Annotated in this window: 10 protein-coding genes; 4 read left to right on the top strand and 6 right to left on the bottom strand. The window is 75.7% G+C overall.

The genetic code is table 11. From position 1 onward, the window contains the following. Positions 1 to 46: 46 nt before the first annotated feature. Both SGUI_RS11965 and SGUI_RS11960 read right to left on the bottom strand, forming a co-directional pair. A complete protein-coding gene (locus SGUI_RS11965) occupies positions 47 to 847 on the bottom strand; it encodes an IclR family transcriptional regulator (protein WP_066640582.1) in 801 nt (266 codons plus the stop codon). A gap of 74 nt (positions 848 to 921) precedes the next feature. Next, on the bottom strand, positions 922 to 1788 hold the full coding sequence (locus SGUI_RS11960; protein ID WP_237141345.1) for a methylenetetrahydrofolate reductase: 867 nt from the start codon (positions 1786 to 1788) through the stop codon (positions 922 to 924). A gap of 153 nt (positions 1789 to 1941) precedes the next feature. Between SGUI_RS11960 and recC the strand changes: the two genes are divergently transcribed. The 4 genes from recC to SGUI_RS11940 are packed head-to-tail and all read left to right on the top strand — an operon-like array spanning position 1942 to position 11723. Further along, positions 1942 to 5427 carry an exodeoxyribonuclease V subunit gamma gene (gene recC / locus SGUI_RS11955; protein WP_237141344.1) on the top strand — a complete coding sequence of 1162 codons (3486 nt, stop codon included), beginning with the start codon at positions 1942 to 1944 and terminating at the stop codon, positions 5425 to 5427. Then, a complete protein-coding gene (locus SGUI_RS11950; protein WP_066640574.1) occupies positions 5424 to 8843 on the top strand; it encodes a UvrD-helicase domain-containing protein in 3420 nt (1139 codons plus the stop codon). The genes recC and SGUI_RS11950 overlap by 4 nt, the downstream gene beginning before the upstream one ends. Further along, a complete protein-coding gene (gene recD, locus SGUI_RS11945; protein ID WP_237141343.1) occupies positions 8840 to 10861 on the top strand; it encodes an exodeoxyribonuclease V subunit alpha in 2022 nt (673 codons plus the stop codon). Before SGUI_RS11950 ends, recD begins: the two co-directional genes overlap by 4 nt. A gap of 4 nt (positions 10862 to 10865) precedes the next feature. Then, the gene (locus SGUI_RS11940; protein ID WP_066640570.1) at positions 10866 to 11723 is read left to right on the top strand and encodes a hypothetical protein; all 858 of its coding nucleotides are present in this window, start codon (positions 10866 to 10868) and stop codon (positions 11721 to 11723) included. A gap of 106 nt (positions 11724 to 11829) precedes the next feature. Here the strand turns inward: SGUI_RS11940 and SGUI_RS11935 are convergent, their stop codons facing one another. The 4 genes from SGUI_RS11935 to SGUI_RS11920 form a co-directional block, all read right to left on the bottom strand. Beyond that, entirely contained in the window at positions 11830 to 14319 is a 2490-nt protein-coding gene (locus tag SGUI_RS11935; protein ID WP_066640567.1) for an ABC transporter permease, read from the bottom strand. Then, on the bottom strand, positions 14319 to 15074 hold the full coding sequence (locus tag SGUI_RS11930) for an ABC transporter ATP-binding protein (RefSeq protein WP_066640564.1): 756 nt from the start codon (positions 15072 to 15074) through the stop codon (positions 14319 to 14321). Before SGUI_RS11930 ends, SGUI_RS11935 begins: the two co-directional genes overlap by 1 nt. Positions 15075 to 15187: 113 nt before the next feature. Next, a complete protein-coding gene (locus SGUI_RS11925) occupies positions 15188 to 15895 on the bottom strand; it encodes a response regulator transcription factor (protein WP_066640554.1) in 708 nt (235 codons plus the stop codon). Beyond that, entirely contained in the window at positions 15892 to 17223 is a 1332-nt protein-coding gene (locus SGUI_RS11920) for a sensor histidine kinase (protein ID WP_237141511.1), read from the bottom strand. The genes SGUI_RS11925 and SGUI_RS11920 overlap by 4 nt, the downstream gene beginning before the upstream one ends. Between the last annotated feature and the right edge of the window lie 110 nt (positions 17224 to 17333).

Here is a 17333-nt window from a genome sequence, read left to right as displayed (position 1 = left end):
GGCCCGACCGCAGCGACGGTCGGGCCCCGGTGCGCGTCCGGGATGCTCAGGTGGCGGCGGTCAGGCCGACCGGCTCCTGGTGCCAGCCGAGCCGGGAGGACACCTCGGCGGCAGCGGCCACGAGGACCGGCACCACCTCCTCGACCCGCTCGGGGTCCATCCGGAAGCTCGGCCCGGAGACGCTCATCGAGGCGCAGATCTCGCCGTGGGCGTTGCGCACCGGGGCGGCCACCGCCGTCAGCCCGACGTCGAGCTCGTCCCGGACGACGGCACACCCGCGCTCCCGGGCGGCGTCGACGAGCCGGTCCAGCTCGTCCGGGTCGGTGACCGTGCCCTCGGTGTATGCCGTGAGCTCGCCCCAGGTGGCGCGACGCTCGCGAGGTGACAGCTCGCTGACGAGGACCCGGCCGTTGCTCGTCGCGTGCAGCGGGATGTGCTGGCCGACCCAGTTGTGCGAGGTGATCGTGGACGGGCCGATGACCTGGTCGATGTAGAGCGCGGAGCGCCCACCGAGCACGGCGATGTTGACGGTCTCGTTGGTCTCCGCCGCGAGCTCCTGGCAGACGGGGCGCGCCTCCTGCACGAGGTCCAGGCGGGCGCTGGTCGACCCGGCCAGGCGCAGGACGCCGACCCCGAGCCGGGCCCGACCGCGCTCACCGGTGAGCTCGACGAGATCGTGGGCGGCGAGCGTGGAGACGAGGCGGCTGGCGGTGGACTTGTGCACTCCCAGCGTCGTCGCGACCTCGCCGATCCCCGCCTCCCCGACCTTGGCCAGGATCTCCAGGATCGTCAGGGCACGGTCGACGGACTGGACGCTGGCACCGTTGCTGTCGTCGTCGTTGCGCATGCCGCAACCCTATGCGCCATGCGCGACAGCGCAACCTGAGACACCCCGTGCGGCGCAGGCCGCGCTCCAGCCTCTCACGTCCCGGCCGCCGGGTCGCGCAGCTCCGCCACCTTCGACAGCTGGGTGCGGCGCCAGCCCTCGGTCTGGGCGATCTGGTTGAAGGTGTAGAGGTGCAGCCCCGCGATGCCGAGCCGGTCCGCGGTGCCGAGCACCGCCATACGGTGCGCGAAGCGGGTGGTGGAGAAGCCCGGCATGACCATCCGGGTGAAGACGCCCCGCTGCTTGCGCAGGAAGCGCATCGAGTCGCCGACCCCGATCGTGCTCGCCATCCGCAGCAGCTTGGCGGGGTCGACGGGCCCGGGCACCCCCACCCAGACCGGAAGCTCGACACCGCGCCGACGCACCCGCTCCAGCCACTGCCCGACGAGGTCGTCGTCGAAGGACATGTTCGAGACGACGGAGGTGGCGTAGCGGCGCTTGTCCCACATCGACTGCACGACCACGTCGTCGTCGATGCCCGGGTGGGACTCGGGGTAGCCGGTGATCCCGACGCCGGAGAAGGGCGAGCCCATCGCGTCGAGCTCGATGAGCAGGTCGAGGGCGCTGCTGAAGGTCTCCTCCGTCGGCTCGGCGTCACCGCCCGGGACGAAGATCTCGGTGATGCCGGCCGCGCTCAGGCGCGCGACAAGATCGGGCAGCGCCGCGCGCTCGACCATGCGGGCCGCCAGGTGCGGGACGACGTGGTAGTACGCCGCCAGCTCCTCGGTGAGCGCCAGGGTCGCCTCGAGCCCCTTGGCCGGCGACGCGGTCACGGTGAGCGTCCGCCCGGGCTCCACGTGGGCATACACCTGGTCGGCCACGGAGGCCGTGGGCAGGATCTCCAGCCGCGCCCCCCGCAGCAGCCGCTCCAGCACCACCGAGGGGTACGTGTTGCCCATCATGCAACGTGCCTCGCCATACGCACAGCCTAGAAGTCACGTGCCCTCGCTGACAAGGGTCCGCCCGGCGGGTCACCTGGGCGGATCGACGGCGTGCGTGGCCTGTCGGCGGGCGCGGTTAAGGTCGAGCGCGTGACGTTGGTCGTGCATCGGGACGTGAGCACCGCGGCCCTGGCGGAGGGGCTCGCCGGGCTGCTCGCCGACCCGCTGCCCGATCCGTTCGCCGAGGAGGTCGTGGCCGTGCCGGCCAAGGGGGTCGAGCGGTGGCTGGCGCAGCGGCTGTCGCACACGCTCGGTGCGGGGACGACCGGCCACGACGGCGTCTGCGCGGGCATCCGCTTCCTCACCCCGCACTCGCTGGTCTCGCTGGTGCTGGGCATCGACCGCGACGACCCGTGGCACCCGGACCGGCTGGTGTGGCCGGTGCTGCAGGCGATCGACACGAGCCTGGGCGAGCGCTGGGCCGACACGCTCGCGCGGCACCTGGGCAGCGGCGCGGAGAGCAGCGAGGAGGCGCAGCTGCGGCGGGGGCGGCGTTACGCCGTCGCCCGGCGGCTGGCCGTGCTCTTCTCCGGGTATGCCGCCTCCCGCCCGGCGATGATCACCGACTGGCGCGAGGGCGGGGACGGGGACGGGCTCGGCGGGCAGGTCGAGGAGGACCTCGCCTGGCAGCCGCCGCTCTGGCGCCGGGTGCTCGAGGTCGTCGACGCCGAACCGCCGGACGTGCGCCACGCGCGAGTGGTCGCGGCGCTGCGCTCCGGCGAGCGGGGGCCGGACCTGCCGGGGCTGGTGCTGCCCGGGCGGCTGTCCCTCTTCGGGCACACCCGGATCGCGCGCAGCGAGGTCGAGGTGCTCTCGGCGCTGGCCGAGCACCGCGACGTCCACCTCTGGCTGCCGCAGGCCTCGCCCGCCGCGTGGGAGCGCCTGGCACCGGAGGTGGCGCCGGGCCCCGTGCCGCGGGACGAGGACGACACCGCCCTGCTGGTGGAGCACCCCCTGCTGGCGAGCCTGGGCCGGGACGCCCGCGAGCTGCAGCGCACCCTCGCGCTCGTGCCGCACGCCTCGTCCCCGGCGGCGACGCCGGACCCGCCACCGTCGTCGGCGACGTTGCTCCACCTGCTCCAGGGCGACCTGGCCCGCGACCACGTCCCGGGGGCGCCGGAGGTGGCGCAGCGCGACGTCCCGGCGACCGACCGCAGCCTGCAGGTCCACGCCTGCCACGGCCAGGCCCGCCAGATCGACGTGCTGCGCGATGTGCTCGCCGACCTGCTCCAGGACGACCCGACCCTCGAGCCCCGGGACATCCTCGTCATGTGCCCGGACATCGACGCCTACGCCCCGCTGGTGCACGCGGGGTTCGGGCTCGGGGAGGTCGTCCGCAATGGGCACGGCGACCACGGGTCGTCCGCTACCCACCCCGCGCACTCGCTGCGGGTGCGCCTGGCCGACCGGGCCCCGACCCAGGGCAACCCGCTGCTCGCGCTGGCCGCCCGGCTCGTCGAGCTCGCCGGGGGGCGGCTCACGGCGGGCGAGGTGCTCGACCTCGCCCGCAGCGCCCCGGTGCGCCGTCGCTTCGGGCTCGACGACGACGACCTCGAACGCCTCGGCGACTGGGTGGGCGCCGTGGGCGTCCGCTGGGGGCTGGACGAGGAGCACCGTGCCGACTACGCCCTGGCGGGTCTCAGCCAGAACACCTGGCAGGCGGGGCTGGCCCGGGTGCTCGTCGGCGCCGCCGTCGACGGCGAGGAGGTCGACCACCTCGGCACCACGCTCGGCCTGGACGACCTCGACAGCGGTGACCTCGACCTCGCCGGTCGGATGAGCGAGCTCGTCGACCGGCTCGGCCGGACCCTGCGCGCGCTGCGCCGGGCAGAGCAGGTGAGCGAGTGGGCCGACGGCCTGGACGAGGGCGTGCTGGGTCTGGCCGATGTCGGCCCCACCGAGGGGTGGCAGGTCACCCAGCTGCGGCGCGAGCTGGACCTCGTGCGCCGGCACGCCGGAGCCGCCGCCGACGCGGGCACGGCGGGCACGGCGTCCGGGACGACGCTGGCGCTCTCCGACGTGCACGCGCTGCTGGACGAGCAGGCCGCGGGCCGCGCGACCCGGTCCAACTTCCGGACCGGCACCCTCACCGTGTGCACCATGGTGCCGATGCGCTCGGTGCCGCACCGCGTGGTCGCGCTGGTGGGCCTGGACGACGGCGTCTTCCCGCGCACCACCGCCGCCGACGGCGACGACGCGACCGCCCGACGCTCGGTGACCGGCGAGCGCGACCCGCGCAGCGAGGACCGCCAGCTGCTGCTCGACGCCCTCATGGCGGCCCGGGACGCCCTCGTCGTGACCTACACCGGCTTCGACGAGCACACCGGTGCCCCCCGTCCCCCGGCCGTGCCCCTCGGGGAGCTGATCGACACGGTGCGGCGCACCGCCGACCCGATGTCCCCGGGTGTCTCCCGGGTGCTCACGCACCACCCGCTGCAGCCCTTCGACCCGCGCAACCTCGGCGCGGCGGGCGAGGGCATACCGCCGCTGCTGCCGCAGGACGATCCGTTCAGCCACGACCCGGCCGCCCTGCGCGGGGGCCGCGCCGCGGTGGGCGAGCGCGAGCCCCGTCCGCGACCCGTGGACACGGCGCTGGCCCCGCGTGCCGACGCCGACGAGCCGGTGGAGCTGGACGCGCTGCTGCGCTTCTTCGACAACCCGGCGCGGGCCTACCTGCGGGACCGACTCGGGCTGCTCCTGCCGGAGGTGCCGGAGGAGGCGAGCGAGGGCATACCCGTCGAGCTGGACGGGCTGGAGAAGTGGGCGGTCGGCGACCGGGTGCTGGCCGCCGTCCTCGCCGGGCGCGACCCCGGCGCCACCGTCGACGCCGAGCTGTGGCGCGGCGAGCTGCCGCCCGGAGCCCTCGGCACCGGGGTGATGAAGGACGTCACCCGGGACGCCCAGCGGGTGGCGGAGGCCACCTGGTCCGCCCTGGGCCAGGGCGGCTGGGGCGTCCCGCTCGAGCGGGACACGCTCGACGTCGACCTCGACCTGCCCGGCGGCCGGCGGCTCACCGGCACCGTCACCGGGCTCGTCGGCGACCGCGCGGTGACCGCGACTTTCTCGACGGTCAAGGCCAAGCAGCGGCTGCGCTCGTGGATCACCTCGCTCGTGCTGTCCGCCGCGCTCGGGGGCGACGCCACGAGCCACCTCCTGGGGCGGCAGCGCTGGGGCAGGCACCAGGGCGGGGTCCACTACGTCCACGGCCCGCACGACCCCACCCGCGCACGCGAGCTCCTCGGCCAGCTCGTGGACCTGCGTGACCGGGGCCTGGTCGAGCCGCTGCCACTGCCGGTCCAGACCTCGCTGCGCTGGGCGGAGTCCTACCTCGGTGGTCCGGGCGACGACCGGGCCGCGACGCTCGACGCCGTCCGCGAGTGGCGCACCGACGACACCTTCGACCAGGCCTTCCCCAAGGAGCAGGACGACCCGAGCCGCTCCTACGTCCACGGCGGCGCGGTCCCGCTGCAGGAGATCCTCGGCGTGCCGCTCGAGGACGAGCGGTGGACGCCCGGGGTGGAGCACCGGCTCGGCCAGCTCGCGCTGCGCGTGTGGGGCCCGGTGCTGAGCGGCGACGCCGAGCGCAAGGAGCGGGTATGACGGCGCTGGCCCACTTCTCCATCGCCGACCCGCTGCCGACGGGCACGGTGCTGCTCGAGGCGAGCGCGGGCACCGGCAAGACCTGGACGATCGCCGCGCTCGTGACCCGCTACGTCGCCGAGGGCGTGGTCCTCCTGCCGGAGATGCTCGTCGTCACCTTCGGCCGGGCCGCCAGCCAGGAGCTGCGCGCCCGCGTGCGCGAGCAGCTGGTCGCCGCCGAGCGGGCGCTCACCGAGCCCCCGCCGCCGCAGGAGCGCGACGAGCTGCTGACCCTGCTCCTGGACGTGGACGAGGAGGAGCGGGCCGCGCGGCGGCGACGCCTGCGTACCGCACTCTCCGACATCGACGCCGCGACGATCGCGACCACCCACCAGTTCTGCCAGCAGGTGCTGCGCAGCCTCGGGGTCGCGGGCACGGCGGACGCCGACGCCGAGCTGGTCGACGACCTGGACCGGCTGCTCGTCGAGGTCGTCGACGACCTCTACCTGCGGGCCTTCGCCCAGCGTGAGGACGAGCCCTTCTTCTCCCGCCGCGAGGCGCTGCAGATCGCCCGCACGGTGGTCGACGACGTCCACGCCGAGCTGCGGCCGGACGGGGCGGAGCCACGCTCGGTGCCGGACCGACGGGTCCGCTTCGCCCATGCCGTGCGCCACGAGCTGGGGCTGCGCAAGCAGCGGCTGCAGGTCATGCACTACAACGACCTGCTGACCCAGCTCGCCGAGGCGCTGGAGGAGCCGAGCTCCCCGGCGCGCGTGCGGATGCGGCGCCGGTGGAGGGTCGTGCTCGTCGACGAGTTCCAGGACACCGACCCGATCCAGTGGTCCGTGCTGGAGCGGGCCTTCTCCGGTCACGCCCATGCGATGGTGCTCATCGGCGACCCGAAGCAGGCGATCTACGCCTTCCGCGGCGGCGACGTCCCCACCTACCTCACCGCGGCGGCGACGGCCGCCGACCGCCGCACCCTGCCCCGCAACTTCCGCTCCGACCCCGGGGTGACGCAGGCGCTGGGGGCGATGCTCACCGGCACCCAGCTCGGCGACGAGGAGATCCTCGTGCACCCGGTCACGGCCGACCGGGAGGGCTCGCGCCTCGTCGGCGCGCCGAGCACGGCACCGGTCCGGCTGCGCCAGGTGCTGCTGCGCGACCACCTCGGCGGGGACAGCCGGATGCCCACGGTGCGGCCGTGGATCGCGCGCGACCTGGCGCACGACGTCGCCGCCCTGCTCGCCTCCGGCGCGACCTTCGAGGGCCGCCCGGTCCAGGCCCGCGACGTCGCCGTCCTCGCGCACCGCGGCAAGGACCTCGTCGCGGCGCGCGACGCCCTGGCCGAGCTGGGCATACCCGCTGTCACCACGGGCGGGTCGACCGTGCTGCACAGCCGCGCGGCGCACGACTGGCTCGCCCTGCTCGAGGCGATGGTCGCGCCGCACCGCCCCGTGCTCACGCGCGCGGCGGCGCTCACCGACCTGCTGGGGTATGCCGTCGCCCGGGTCGGCGAGCGCGGCGAGCGGGCGGACGCCGAGCTCGAGGACGAGCTGGCGCAGACCTGTCGCGAGCTGGCGGGGGTCTACGCCCGCCAGGGCATCGCCGCCGTGCTCGAGCTGCTGACGATCCAGGGGCTGCCCGACCGGGTGCTGGGCCAGGTCGGCGGCGAGCGCTCGCTCACCGACCTGCGGCACGTCGCCCAGCTGCTGCACGAGACCGCGCGGCGCGACCAGCTCGGCCTCGTCGCGCTGCTGGAGTGGCTGCGCGCCGGGATGGCGCAGGACGCCCCGCAGAGCGCCGGGGCGCGCACCCGTCGGCTGGACAGCGACGCCGCCGCGGTGCAGCTCGCCACGATCCACGGGAGCAAGGGCCTGCAGTACCCCGTCGTCTACCTCCCCTCCCTCGGCGACCGGTGGGTCAGCGACTCCCCGACGATCCCGCTCTTCCACGAGTCGCCCCCCGAGCGCACCCGCTGCCTCGACGTGGGTGGGGAGCACGCGGCCAACCCCGGCTGGGCCGACTCGGTGCGGCGCCACAAGGAAGAGGACGCCGGGGAGTCGCTACGGCTGCTCTACGTCGCCATGACCCGGGCCCAGAGCCAGGTCGTCACCTGGTGGGCGCCGGTCAACAACGCCAGCAGCTCGGCGCTGCACCGCGTGCTCTTCGGCCGCGAGCCGGGGCAGGGCGAGGTGCCGCAACGGGTGCGGGTGCCGCGTCAGGACGACGCCGCCACCGAGCACCTGCGCCGGTGGGCCGACCAGGGGGCCTTCGCGCTGGAGCGGGCCGACCCGGCCACCGACCTGGCCCCGGCGCTGCGGCCGACCGCGCCGGAGCTGCGCCTGGCCATGTGGTCGCGGCGCATCGACCACGACTGGCGGCGCACGTCCTACACCGCGCTGTCCACGCCGGCCGAGAGCGGTCCCGGCGTGGCCGGTGTCGGCAGCGAGCCGGAGGTCGGCCTGACCGGGCGCGAGGACGAGCCCTCCGGCCCCGACCCCGTCGCCGAGAGCACCCCGGCGCTGCCGGGGCTGGACGCGGTCGCGCCGCCCGCCGGCTCCGAGGTCCCCTCCCCCATGGCCGAGCTGCCCGTGGGCGCGACCTTCGGCTCGCTGGTGCACGCCGTGCTCGAGCACGCCGACCCGCAGGCCGCCGACCTGCACGCCGAGCTGGCCCGTCACCTGCACGAGCAGAAGGTGCTGTGGCCGGTGGAGCTCGACCAGGCCGGCGAGGACCTGCTCGTCGACGCCCTGGTCGCCGTCTGCGACACCCCGCTCGGGCCGCTCGCCGGCGGGACGACGCTGCGGCGGATCGGCACCGCCGACCGGCTGTGCGAGCTCGACTTCGAGCTGCCGCTGGGAGGCGGTGACCTGCGCCGGGGCCCCTCCGGCGAGGCGGCGGTGCTGGGCGACCTCGCCCCGCTGCTGCGGGAGCACCTCCCGCCCGGGGACCCGGTGCGCGCCTGGGCCGACGTGCTCGACGCGGCGCCCGACCTCGCCGGTCAGGAACTGCGCGGCTACCTCACCGGGTCGGTCGACGTGGTGCTGCGGGTCGGCGGCGGAGGCGGGGAGACCTTCCTCGTGGCCGACTACAAGACCAACTGGCTCGGCAGCCCCGAGGAGGCGCTCACCGCCGCCGACTACCGCCCCGAGCGGCTCGCCGAGGCGATGGGGCACTCGTCCTACCCGCTGCAGGCGCTGCTCTACGCCGTCGTGGCGCACCGCTTCCTGCGCTGGCGCCTGGCCGGCTACGACCCGGAGCAGCACCTGGGCGGTGTGCTCTACCTCTACCTCCGCGGGATGTGCGGGCCGGACACCCCGGTCGTCGACGGTATGCCGTGCGGCGTCTTCTCCTGGCGCCCGCCGGTCGACCTCGTGCTCGGGCTGTCCGACCTGCTCGACGGCGCGGGGCGCGACGTGGAGGTGGGCTCGTGAGCGAGGGGTCGAGGACGATCGCGGCCGGTGAGGACGTCCTGGAGCGTGCGGCGCCGATGATCGAGCTCTTCGAGCGGGTCGACGACCACGACCGGAGGCTGGCGCTGACCGCCACCGGCCCTCTGCGCGACTTCAACCGGGCCGGGCTGCTCACCGCGGCCGACGTCCACGTGGCGACCGGGCTGGCCCGGGCGGCGGGCGAGAAGGACGCGGAGGTCCTCCTCGCCGCGGCCGTGGCCACGAGGGCGGTGCGCTCAGGGTCGGTGGCGGTCGACCTCGCCGCGCTCGCGACCGAGGGGGCGCAGGCGCTCCCGGACCTGCCGTGGCCCGACCCGCAGACGTGGACCGCGAGCGTCGCCGGCAGCCGGCTAGCCCGCGAGGGCGGGCTCGTGGTCGAGGGGACGACCGGCCTGGTCTACCTCCAGCGCTACCACCACCAGGAGGTCCAGGTGGTCGCCGACCTGCGCGCCCGGGCCGAGCTCGGACCCCCCGCGGTGGACGAGGAGGTGCTGCAGGCCGGGCTGGAGCGCATCTTCCCCGGCGCGGGGTATGCCGAGCAGCGGCTCGCGGCGGATGTCGTCGTCCGCTCGCGCACCGGCGTCATCACCGGCGGTCCGGGGACCGGCAAGACGACCACCGTGGCCGGGGTCCTCACCCTGCTGGCCGAGCAGGCGGCGCAGGCCGGCGAGCAGCCGCTGCGGGTCGGCCTGGCCGCGCCCACCGGCAAGGCCGCGGCCCGGGTGAAGGCCGCGGTGGACCGGGCGCTCGACGAGATCGAGGCCCGGGCCGTGAGCGAGGAGGGGCGCGAGGTCGTGCAGCGGCTGCGCACCGTCGAGCCGCGCACGCTGCACCGGTTGCTGGGATGGCGGCCCGGGTCGCGCAGCCGGTTCCGGCACCACCGCGGCAACCGGCTGCCGCACGACGTCGTGCTCGTCGACGAGGCGTCGATGGTGTCGCTGACCCACATGGCGCGGCTCCTGGAGGCGCTGCGTCCCTCGGCCCGACTCATCCTCGTCGGCGACGCCGACCAGCTGGTCTCGGTGGAGGCGGGCGCCGTCCTCGCCGACCTCGTCGCCGCCGTGCCGGAGCGCGAGGAGGGCCACGCCCAGGGGGACGCGGCAGGCGAGGACGGCGCGGCCGGGCAGGCCTCGGACGATGCCGCGGAGAGCCCAGGACCGGGCCCCGCCCCGCTGGCCCTGGCGCGGCTGCGCACGGTGCACCGCTTCGGCGAGACGATCGGAGCGCTGGCCCAGGCGCTGCGGGTCGGCGACGCGGACGCCGTGGTGAGCGCCCTCTCGGTGGGCGGCACCGAGGTGGAGTGGGTCCGCGACGAGGACGCGAGCGCATACCTGCAGGAGCAGCTGACCCGGCAGGCGCGGGAGATCCAGCAGGCCGCCCGGCGCGGCGACGACGACGCCGCGCTGCGCGCCCTGCACCGGCACCGGCTGCTGTGCGCGCACCGCGAGGGCGAGCGCGGCGTGCGCCGGTGGAACCACCTCGTCGAGACCTGGCTCGCGGAGGACACCGGGCTGAACCTCTACGAGCCGATGTACCTCGGGCGCCCGCTGCTCGTCACCGCCAACGACTACGCCACCGGCGTGCTCAACGGCGACACCGGCGTCGTCGTCGCCTCGCAGACCTCGGCCGGGGTCCCCGTGCGGATGGCCGCGATCGACGGGGCCGCAGGCCGCAAGAGGTATACGCCGTCCCGCCTCGGCGACGTCGAGACGATGCACGCGATGACCATCCACAAGGCGCAGGGCAGCCAGGCGGAGGCGATCACCGTGCTGCTGCCCGAGCTGGACAGCCCGCTGCTGACCCGCGAGCTGTTCTACACCGCGGTCACCCGCGCCGAGAGGTCGATCCGGGTCGTCGGCTCGGAGGAGGAGGTGCGGGCGGCCGTGCAGCGTCGCGTCGTCCGGGCGAGCGGTCTGCGGCAGCGTCTCGGCGCCGGCCCGCGCGCCGACGACCCACGCGTCGACGACCCACGCGCCGACGACCCGGCTGTGGCACGGTGAGCCCATGGCTCTGCCCACGGCGAACCTCGACCGGCTGACCCGGCGGTTCTGGAGGGTCAGCGGTCGGCCGGTGGACCTCGCCGGCACCGAGTCGTGGCTGGCCGCGCCCATGAGCGTGGGCCCCACCGTCGGAGACGCCTGGGTGCGCGCGGCGGCCGCCGCGCACGGCGGGGAGGCGGTCGAGCGTCCTGGGGCCGGGCTGCTGGCGGACATGGGCGCGCTGGACGGGCCGGGCTTCCGCGCCGCCGACCTGAGGCCGCAGGTCCGGGACTTCTACGAGCACACCGCGGACTGGCGGATGGAGGTGTGGACCCAGTGGAACCCGCTCTTCCAGCCCGGTGGCGAGCTCGTCTCCCGGCTCTTCGGGCGCCGCGTGCAGCAGCTCGCGCTGCCGACCCGCCCGCTGGACGTCGCCCGGGGGATGGACAGCCGGGTCACGCTCATCACCGACGAGCAGGGCCGGCAACGCGCTGCCGCGTGGCTGCGCACGCTGCGCGCCACGGGCGAGTACGTCTACAGCGGCTGCTACTCGACCCGTCTGCTCCCCGGCGGCACGCGTCCCAGCGTCCACGTCACCTTCCCGCTGGAGTCGGGCAACGTGCAGGTCTTCCTGCGGCCCCGCGTCCTTCCCGGCGGCGACCTCGAGCTGAGCTCCCCCGCGGGCAGGTTCGGCGAGAACGGCGCCTACGTCGTCGTGGACGAGGCCGGCACGCACGCCGCACGGGTGCCGATCCACGAGAGCTTCCGGGTCTACGTCGACGACGAGGGGGTGCTGCGGACCGACCACGCCCTGCGCCTGTGGTCCGCACGGGCCGTCCGGCTCCACTACAAGCTGACCCGCGTCGGGGAGGGGACGGCATGAGGGCCGGCCGGGTGTCCCGTCCCGGCCGGCCCTCGGGGGTCTGCCCGCGCCCTGAGGCGAGCACCCCCTGAGCGGTGCGGCGAGTCCCTGCGCCGCACCACCCGGTCTACGCCGCGGCCAACCCCTCGGCCGGGCTCACCCGCGCGGCCCTCCGCGCCGGGAGGACGCTGGCGAGCACCCCGGCCAGCAGCGCGACGCCGAGGATGAGGCCGACCCGCTCCCAGGGCACGCTCACGGCCACCGCCGTGTCCTCGGGGAGGATCGTCTGGATCCCGAGCGCGGCATACCCGATGCCCAGCGCGAGCCCCAGGCCCGCACTGACCAGCGCCAGCAGCACCCCCTCGGCGAGCAGCATCGACCGCATCTGGGTGCGGGTGAGGCCGAGCCCACGCAGCAGCGCGTGCTCGCGGTGCCGCTCGATGACCGACAGCGACAGCGTGTTGGCGATGCCGACGAGGGCGATCACCACCCCGACTCCCAGCAGGGCTGCGGCGATGAGCACGAGCACGTCGAGGATCTGGACGACCTGCGCGCGCAGCGCGGCGGCCCCGTCGACCATGAGGCCGCCCTCCTCGGCGATGTCGGTGATCTCGCCGAACGCGCCCACCAGGTCGCCGTCCTCGTCCAGCCGGACCAGCACGGCGCCCTCGCGCGCCTCCTCGCCGGCGAGCCGGTCCAGGTCCGCCGGGTCGAGCGCCAGCCGCCCGCCGCCGAGCCCGAGCTCGGTCACGGTCAGCTCTCCGGTGCCGCCGGCACCCTCGACGGGCACGGTGTCCCCCGGCTCGAGGCCGCTCATCGACATGTCCACGCCGTCCATGCCGAGCATCCCGGGACCCACCGACGCGACGAGCTGCTCGCTGCGGAGCACCTCCGCCGCCGTCCGACGGTCCAGCGCGAGGGCCGGGCTGACCACCTGCGACCCGCCCACGGTCAGGTATGCCGTCCGCACCGGCACCGCGGACCCCACCCCCTCGACCTCGGCGATCCGGGAGGCGTCCTGGGCGGTGATCTCACCGCTCACCGGCCGCTCCCCCGACGCGTCCGTGGGGGGCGCCTGCGCGACCAGGTCGATCGCATACTCCTTGTCGATCTCGCCGAGGGCCGTCTGCTCGCCGGACGCGGCACCGACCGTCGTCATCGTGATGAGCGTGACGCCGACGAGGAGGGCGGCGCTGGTGCTGGCGGCGCGGCCGGGGTTGCGGACGGCGTTGTCGACGGCGAGGCGGCCGGGCACCCCGGCGACCCGGGCCCCGACGCCCAGGGCGCGCACGGCCGCGGGCACGATGAGCGTGCTCGCCACCAGGACGCCCGCGAAAGAGACGAGACCGCCGGCCACCCCGAGGAGCACGTCCCGCGAGCCGGCCCCGACCAGCATCAGCCCGGTGCCACCGGCCACCAGGAGCAGCCCGAGGCCGATGCGGACGACCCCGGCGCGGGCCGGCGACGCGGCGCCGTCCGCGGGTCGCAGCGCGGCGAGCGGTGACACGCGGGTGGCCCGGTGGGCCGGCCACAGCGACGCGAGAACGGTGACCCCGACACCCACCAGGACCGGGAGGAGCAGCGCCGTCCAGCCGAGGCTGAGGCCGGTGCCCAGCGGGATGCCGATGTCCATCCGGCGCCCCGTGGCCAGCAGCAAGGCGGCCGCCCCGATGCCGAGAGCGACCCCGGCGGCCGAGGCCACGAGCCCGAGCAGGGCGGCCTCGAGCAGGACCGACCGGCGCACCTGCGCCCGGGTCGCGCCGACGCAGCGCAGCAGGGCCAGCTCGCCGGTGCGCTGGGCGAGGGTGATCGTGAAGGTGTTGGCGATGACGATGGCTGCGGTCGCGAGCGCCACCGCCCCGAAGCCGAGCAGCATCGCGCCGAGCACGAGCGTCCCGCCGGTGAGCGTGGCGACCCGTGCCTCCGCCGCCTCCGGCCCGGTCATGACGCTGCCGCCTGGCACGGCCTCGAGGACCTGCTCTCGCACGGCGGCCTGGTCGGCGCCGTCGGCGAGCGTGAGCTGGAGCGCCTGGTAGCTCAGCAGCGGGTCGACCGCGCGCAGCGTGGCGTCGGCGGCGTAGAAGCCCTCGCCGAACATGCCTCCCGGTCCGGCGTCCGGGCGCAGGACGCCCACGGCGGTGAGCTGCGTCTCCCGACCGGGCTGCCCCTCCTCGTCGAAGGCGCGCACCGTGACCTCGTCCCCCACGGCCAGACCACCCTCGACCGCGGCAGGGTTGAGGGCGATCTCGCCCCGCTCCTGCGGGACCCGGCCCTCGAGCAGGGTCGTCCCGGCGCTCGGGACGCTGAGGCCGACGACGAAGGACCCGTCCTCGGTCTCGGCCGTCGCGACCCCCTCACCGACCACCCCGGTGACGCCGTCGAGGTCGCCCACCGCGTCGTACTCCTCCGGGGTCAGAGCGAGACCGTCCTCGCCCATGACGACGAGGTCTGCGTCGCGGACGCCCGCGGCGACCGCGTCCTCGAGCGCGGTCTGGGCGGTCCGGACCACGATCAGGCTCGCCGCCAGGAAGGCGACGCCGATGACGATCGCCACCGCGGCGGCGAGGAGGCGTCGGCCCCGCGAGGCCAGCCCCGAGGTCAGGTATGCCGCGGCCATCAGGCCCTCCCGAGGTCGCGCACGGCCGCGAGCACGGCGTCGGCGTCCGGCTCGAGGATCTCGCCGGCCAGCCGGCCGTCGGCCAGCAGCAGGACCCGGTCCGCGACCGCGGCAGCGGTGGGGTCGTGGGTCACCATGACGACGGTCTGGCCCCACTCGTCGACGGCGCGGCGGAGCAGGGCGAGCACCTCGGCGCCCGTCGTGGAGTCCAGGGCACCGGTGGGCTCGTCGGCGAAGATCACCTCCGGCCGCGTCATGAGGGCCCGCGCGAGGGCGACCCGCTGCTGCTGCCCGCCGGAGAGCTGACCCGGCCGGTGCCCCAGCCGGTCGGAAAGCCCCAGCCCGTCGACGACCGTGCGCTCCCACGCGGGGTCCACCCGACGTCCGGCCAGCTCCAGGGGGAGCCGGATGTTCTGCGCGGCGGTCAGGGTGGGCAGCAGGTTGAAGGCCTGGAAGACGAAGCCGACCGCGTCGCGGCGCAGCCGGGTCAGCGCCGCGTCCCGCATCCCGGTGAGCTCGTGGTCACCGAGGTGGACCCGCCCCGTCGTGGGGGTGTCGAGTCCGGCGAGCAGGTGCATGAGGGTGGACTTGCCCGAGCCGCTCGGCCCCATGATGGCGGTGAACCGGCCGGCGTCGATGCCGACGGTGATGCCGTCCAGGGCGGTCACCGCGGCCTCCCCACGGCCGTAGGTCTTGGTCAGGTCGAGGGCGCTGGCCGCGAGCGCGGCGGTGGAGCGCGATGCTGTGGTCGTCATACCGGCGACGCTATGGACCCCGGGTCGCGGCCCACATCAGTCGCCGGTCGCGACCTGGCCTCTCCCACGTCCACCCCAGGTATGACCGGGCGCCCGGTCGGGCGGACGTCCGGTCAGCCTGGGCGGCCGACGAGGCCCGTCTCGTAGGCGGTGATGACCATCTGCACACGGTCGCGCAGGTCGAGCTTGTGCAGGACCCGGCCGATGTGGGTCTTGACGGTCGCCTCGGCGAGGTAGAGCTCGGCGGCGATCTCGGTGTTGGTCAGGCCCCGACCCACGGCCTCGAGCACCTCGCGCTCCCGCTCGGTGAGGACGTCCAGCCGTCCGGCGGCGGCACGGCGCCGGTTCGCCGCCGCGTCCTCCGCCCGCGCGTCGGGCAGGTCGGGCACGAAGCGTTCGAGCAGCCGTCGGGTCGTCGAGGGGGCCATCGCGGCGTCGCCCTGGTGCACCGCCCGGATGGCCGCCAGGAGCTCGGCCGGCCCGGCGTCCTTGAGCAGGAAGCCCGAAGCCCCCGCACGCAGCGCGGCGAAGACGTACTCGTCGAGGTCGAAGGTCGTCAGCACCAGCACCCTGGGGCTCTGGCCGGCGGGAGCCCCCTGGAGCAGCCGGCGCGTGGTCTCGACCCCGTCCATCCGCGGCATCCGGATGTCCATGAGCACGACGTCCGGCCGGGTCTGCGCGACTGCCTCGATCGCCCGCACCCCGTCGCCCGCCTCGCCGACGACGGTCATGTCGTCCTGCGCGTCGAGGACCATGCGGAAGCCGGCGCGCACCAGCTCCTGGTCGTCGACGAGGAAGAGCCGGGTGGGTGCGTCGGTCATCTGCCGTCTCCTGGGGTATGCCCTCCGCCCGGCGCCACGGCGGCGCCCGGTCGGTCCTCCGTCGCGGTGGTGGGGGTCGCCGTGGCGGGGGCCGCGGCGAGCGGGAGGGTCGCCACGACCTCCCAGCCGCGACGCCGTCGCGGCCCGGCATGGACCGTGCCGCCGAGCACCTCCACGCGCTCACGCATACCGGGCAGCCCGTTGCCCTCGCCGTCGAGCGGCTGCTCGGCCGCCCCCAGTCCGTCGTCGGTGACCCGGACCATGAGGACGCCCGGGGTGCGCAGGACGTCGACGTCCACCGAGGCGTCCGGGCCGGCGTGCTTCATGGCGTTGGTCAGGGCCTCCTGGACCACCCGGTAGGCCGCCAGGTCCACGTCCGCCGACAGGTCACCCACCTCGCCCCGCACGTGCGCGGCGACGTCGACCCCCGAGGCGCGGACCCGCTGCACCAGCTCCTCCAGGTGCGCCAGCCCCTGCAGCGGCGCGTAGTCCGGGTCCGACCCCGGGTCGCGCAGCACCCCCACGAGGCGCCGGGTGTCCGCGAGGGAGGCCCGTGCCGTCTGCGCCAACGTCTCCAGGGTCGTGGCGGCCTGCTCCAGCGCGGCCCGCGACCGGTCGGCGTCGAGGTCGGTCCCGCGCGCGAGCGCCTGCCGGGCGGCATACAGCCCGCCGTCCGCCTGCACGACGACCACCGCCAGGGAGTGCGCGACGACGTCGTGCATCTCCCGCGCGATGGTGGCCCGCTCGTCCTGGGCGGCGAGCCGCTCGCGCTGCGCCTGGTCGCGCGCCAGCGCCCGGTTCTGCGCCTGCAGCCGGGAGACCACCTCCCGGCGGCGACGCATCACGTCACCCAGCGCCCAGGCGACACCGACGAAGCAGGCCATGAAACCCGTCTGCACCGAGGCGACGGCGAGGAAGTAGCCGAGCCCGTCGTAGATCGACGCCGCCCAGTCCAGCCCCGCGAGGACGGCACCCACCAGCCCGACCCCGAGGACGATCCGCGAGGTGCGGCGGCTGCCGAACCCCGCCGCGCTGTAGACCGCGAGGAGCACGGCGACGTTCGCCGGGACGGGCCGGTCCAGGAGCACGACCTGCAGCAGGCAGCCGCCCGCGACCGCCAGGGCCGCGGTGAGCGGGTGGCTGCGGCGCCACAGCAGCGGCACGATCTGCACCAGGCTGACGAGCACGTAACCCGGCCCGGCCAGCCCGGCGCCGGTGACGAGCACGAAGAGCAGCAGGGCGCCGACGAGCGCGGCGTCGAGCAGCCAGGGCACGGCGCGCGCCCGGCGCCACGCACCGGCCACCTGCTCGCGGGCCTCCCGCACCATCTCGCTCACGAGGTCGACCCTAGACGGTATGGAGTGACCGCTCGGGTTGACTGAGGGGTTGCGGGCCGGGGCCTCGCTCACAAGATTCGTGGGTTGCCGGGCAGGGGCCG

Origin of the sequence: Serinicoccus hydrothermalis (assembly GCF_001685415.1) — a bacterium.
Taxonomy (GTDB): Bacteria; Actinomycetota; Actinomycetes; order Actinomycetales; family Dermatophilaceae; genus Ornithinicoccus; species Ornithinicoccus hydrothermalis.
The sequence above is the reverse complement of the archived record's forward strand: the minus strand, read 5'-3'. Positions and strand labels throughout refer to the sequence as shown.

Excerpts from the sequence above, each read along its gene's own strand:
- SGUI_RS11965 (WP_066640582.1), bottom strand. The coding sequence starts at position 847 with ATGCGCAACGACGACGACAGCAACGGTGCCAGCGTCCAGTCCGTCGAC.
- SGUI_RS11960 (WP_237141345.1), bottom strand. The coding sequence starts at position 1,788 with ATGATGGGCAACACGTACCCCTCGGTGGTGCTGGAGCGGCTGCTGCGG.
- SGUI_RS11950 (WP_066640574.1), top strand. The coding sequence starts at position 5,424 with ATGACGGCGCTGGCCCACTTCTCCATCGCCGACCCGCTGCCGACGGGC.
- SGUI_RS11940 (WP_066640570.1), top strand. The coding sequence starts at position 10,866 with ATGGCTCTGCCCACGGCGAACCTCGACCGGCTGACCCGGCGGTTCTGG.
- SGUI_RS11935 (WP_066640567.1), bottom strand. The coding sequence starts at position 14,319 with ATGGCCGCGGCATACCTGACCTCGGGGCTGGCCTCGCGGGGCCGACGC.
- SGUI_RS11930 (WP_066640564.1), bottom strand. The coding sequence starts at position 15,074 with ATGACGACCACAGCATCGCGCTCCACCGCCGCGCTCGCGGCCAGCGCC.
- SGUI_RS11925 (WP_066640554.1), bottom strand. The coding sequence starts at position 15,895 with ATGACCGACGCACCCACCCGGCTCTTCCTCGTCGACGACCAGGAGCTG.
- SGUI_RS11920 (WP_237141511.1), bottom strand. The coding sequence starts at position 17,223 with ATGGTGCGGGAGGCCCGCGAGCAGGTGGCCGGTGCGTGGCGCCGGGCG.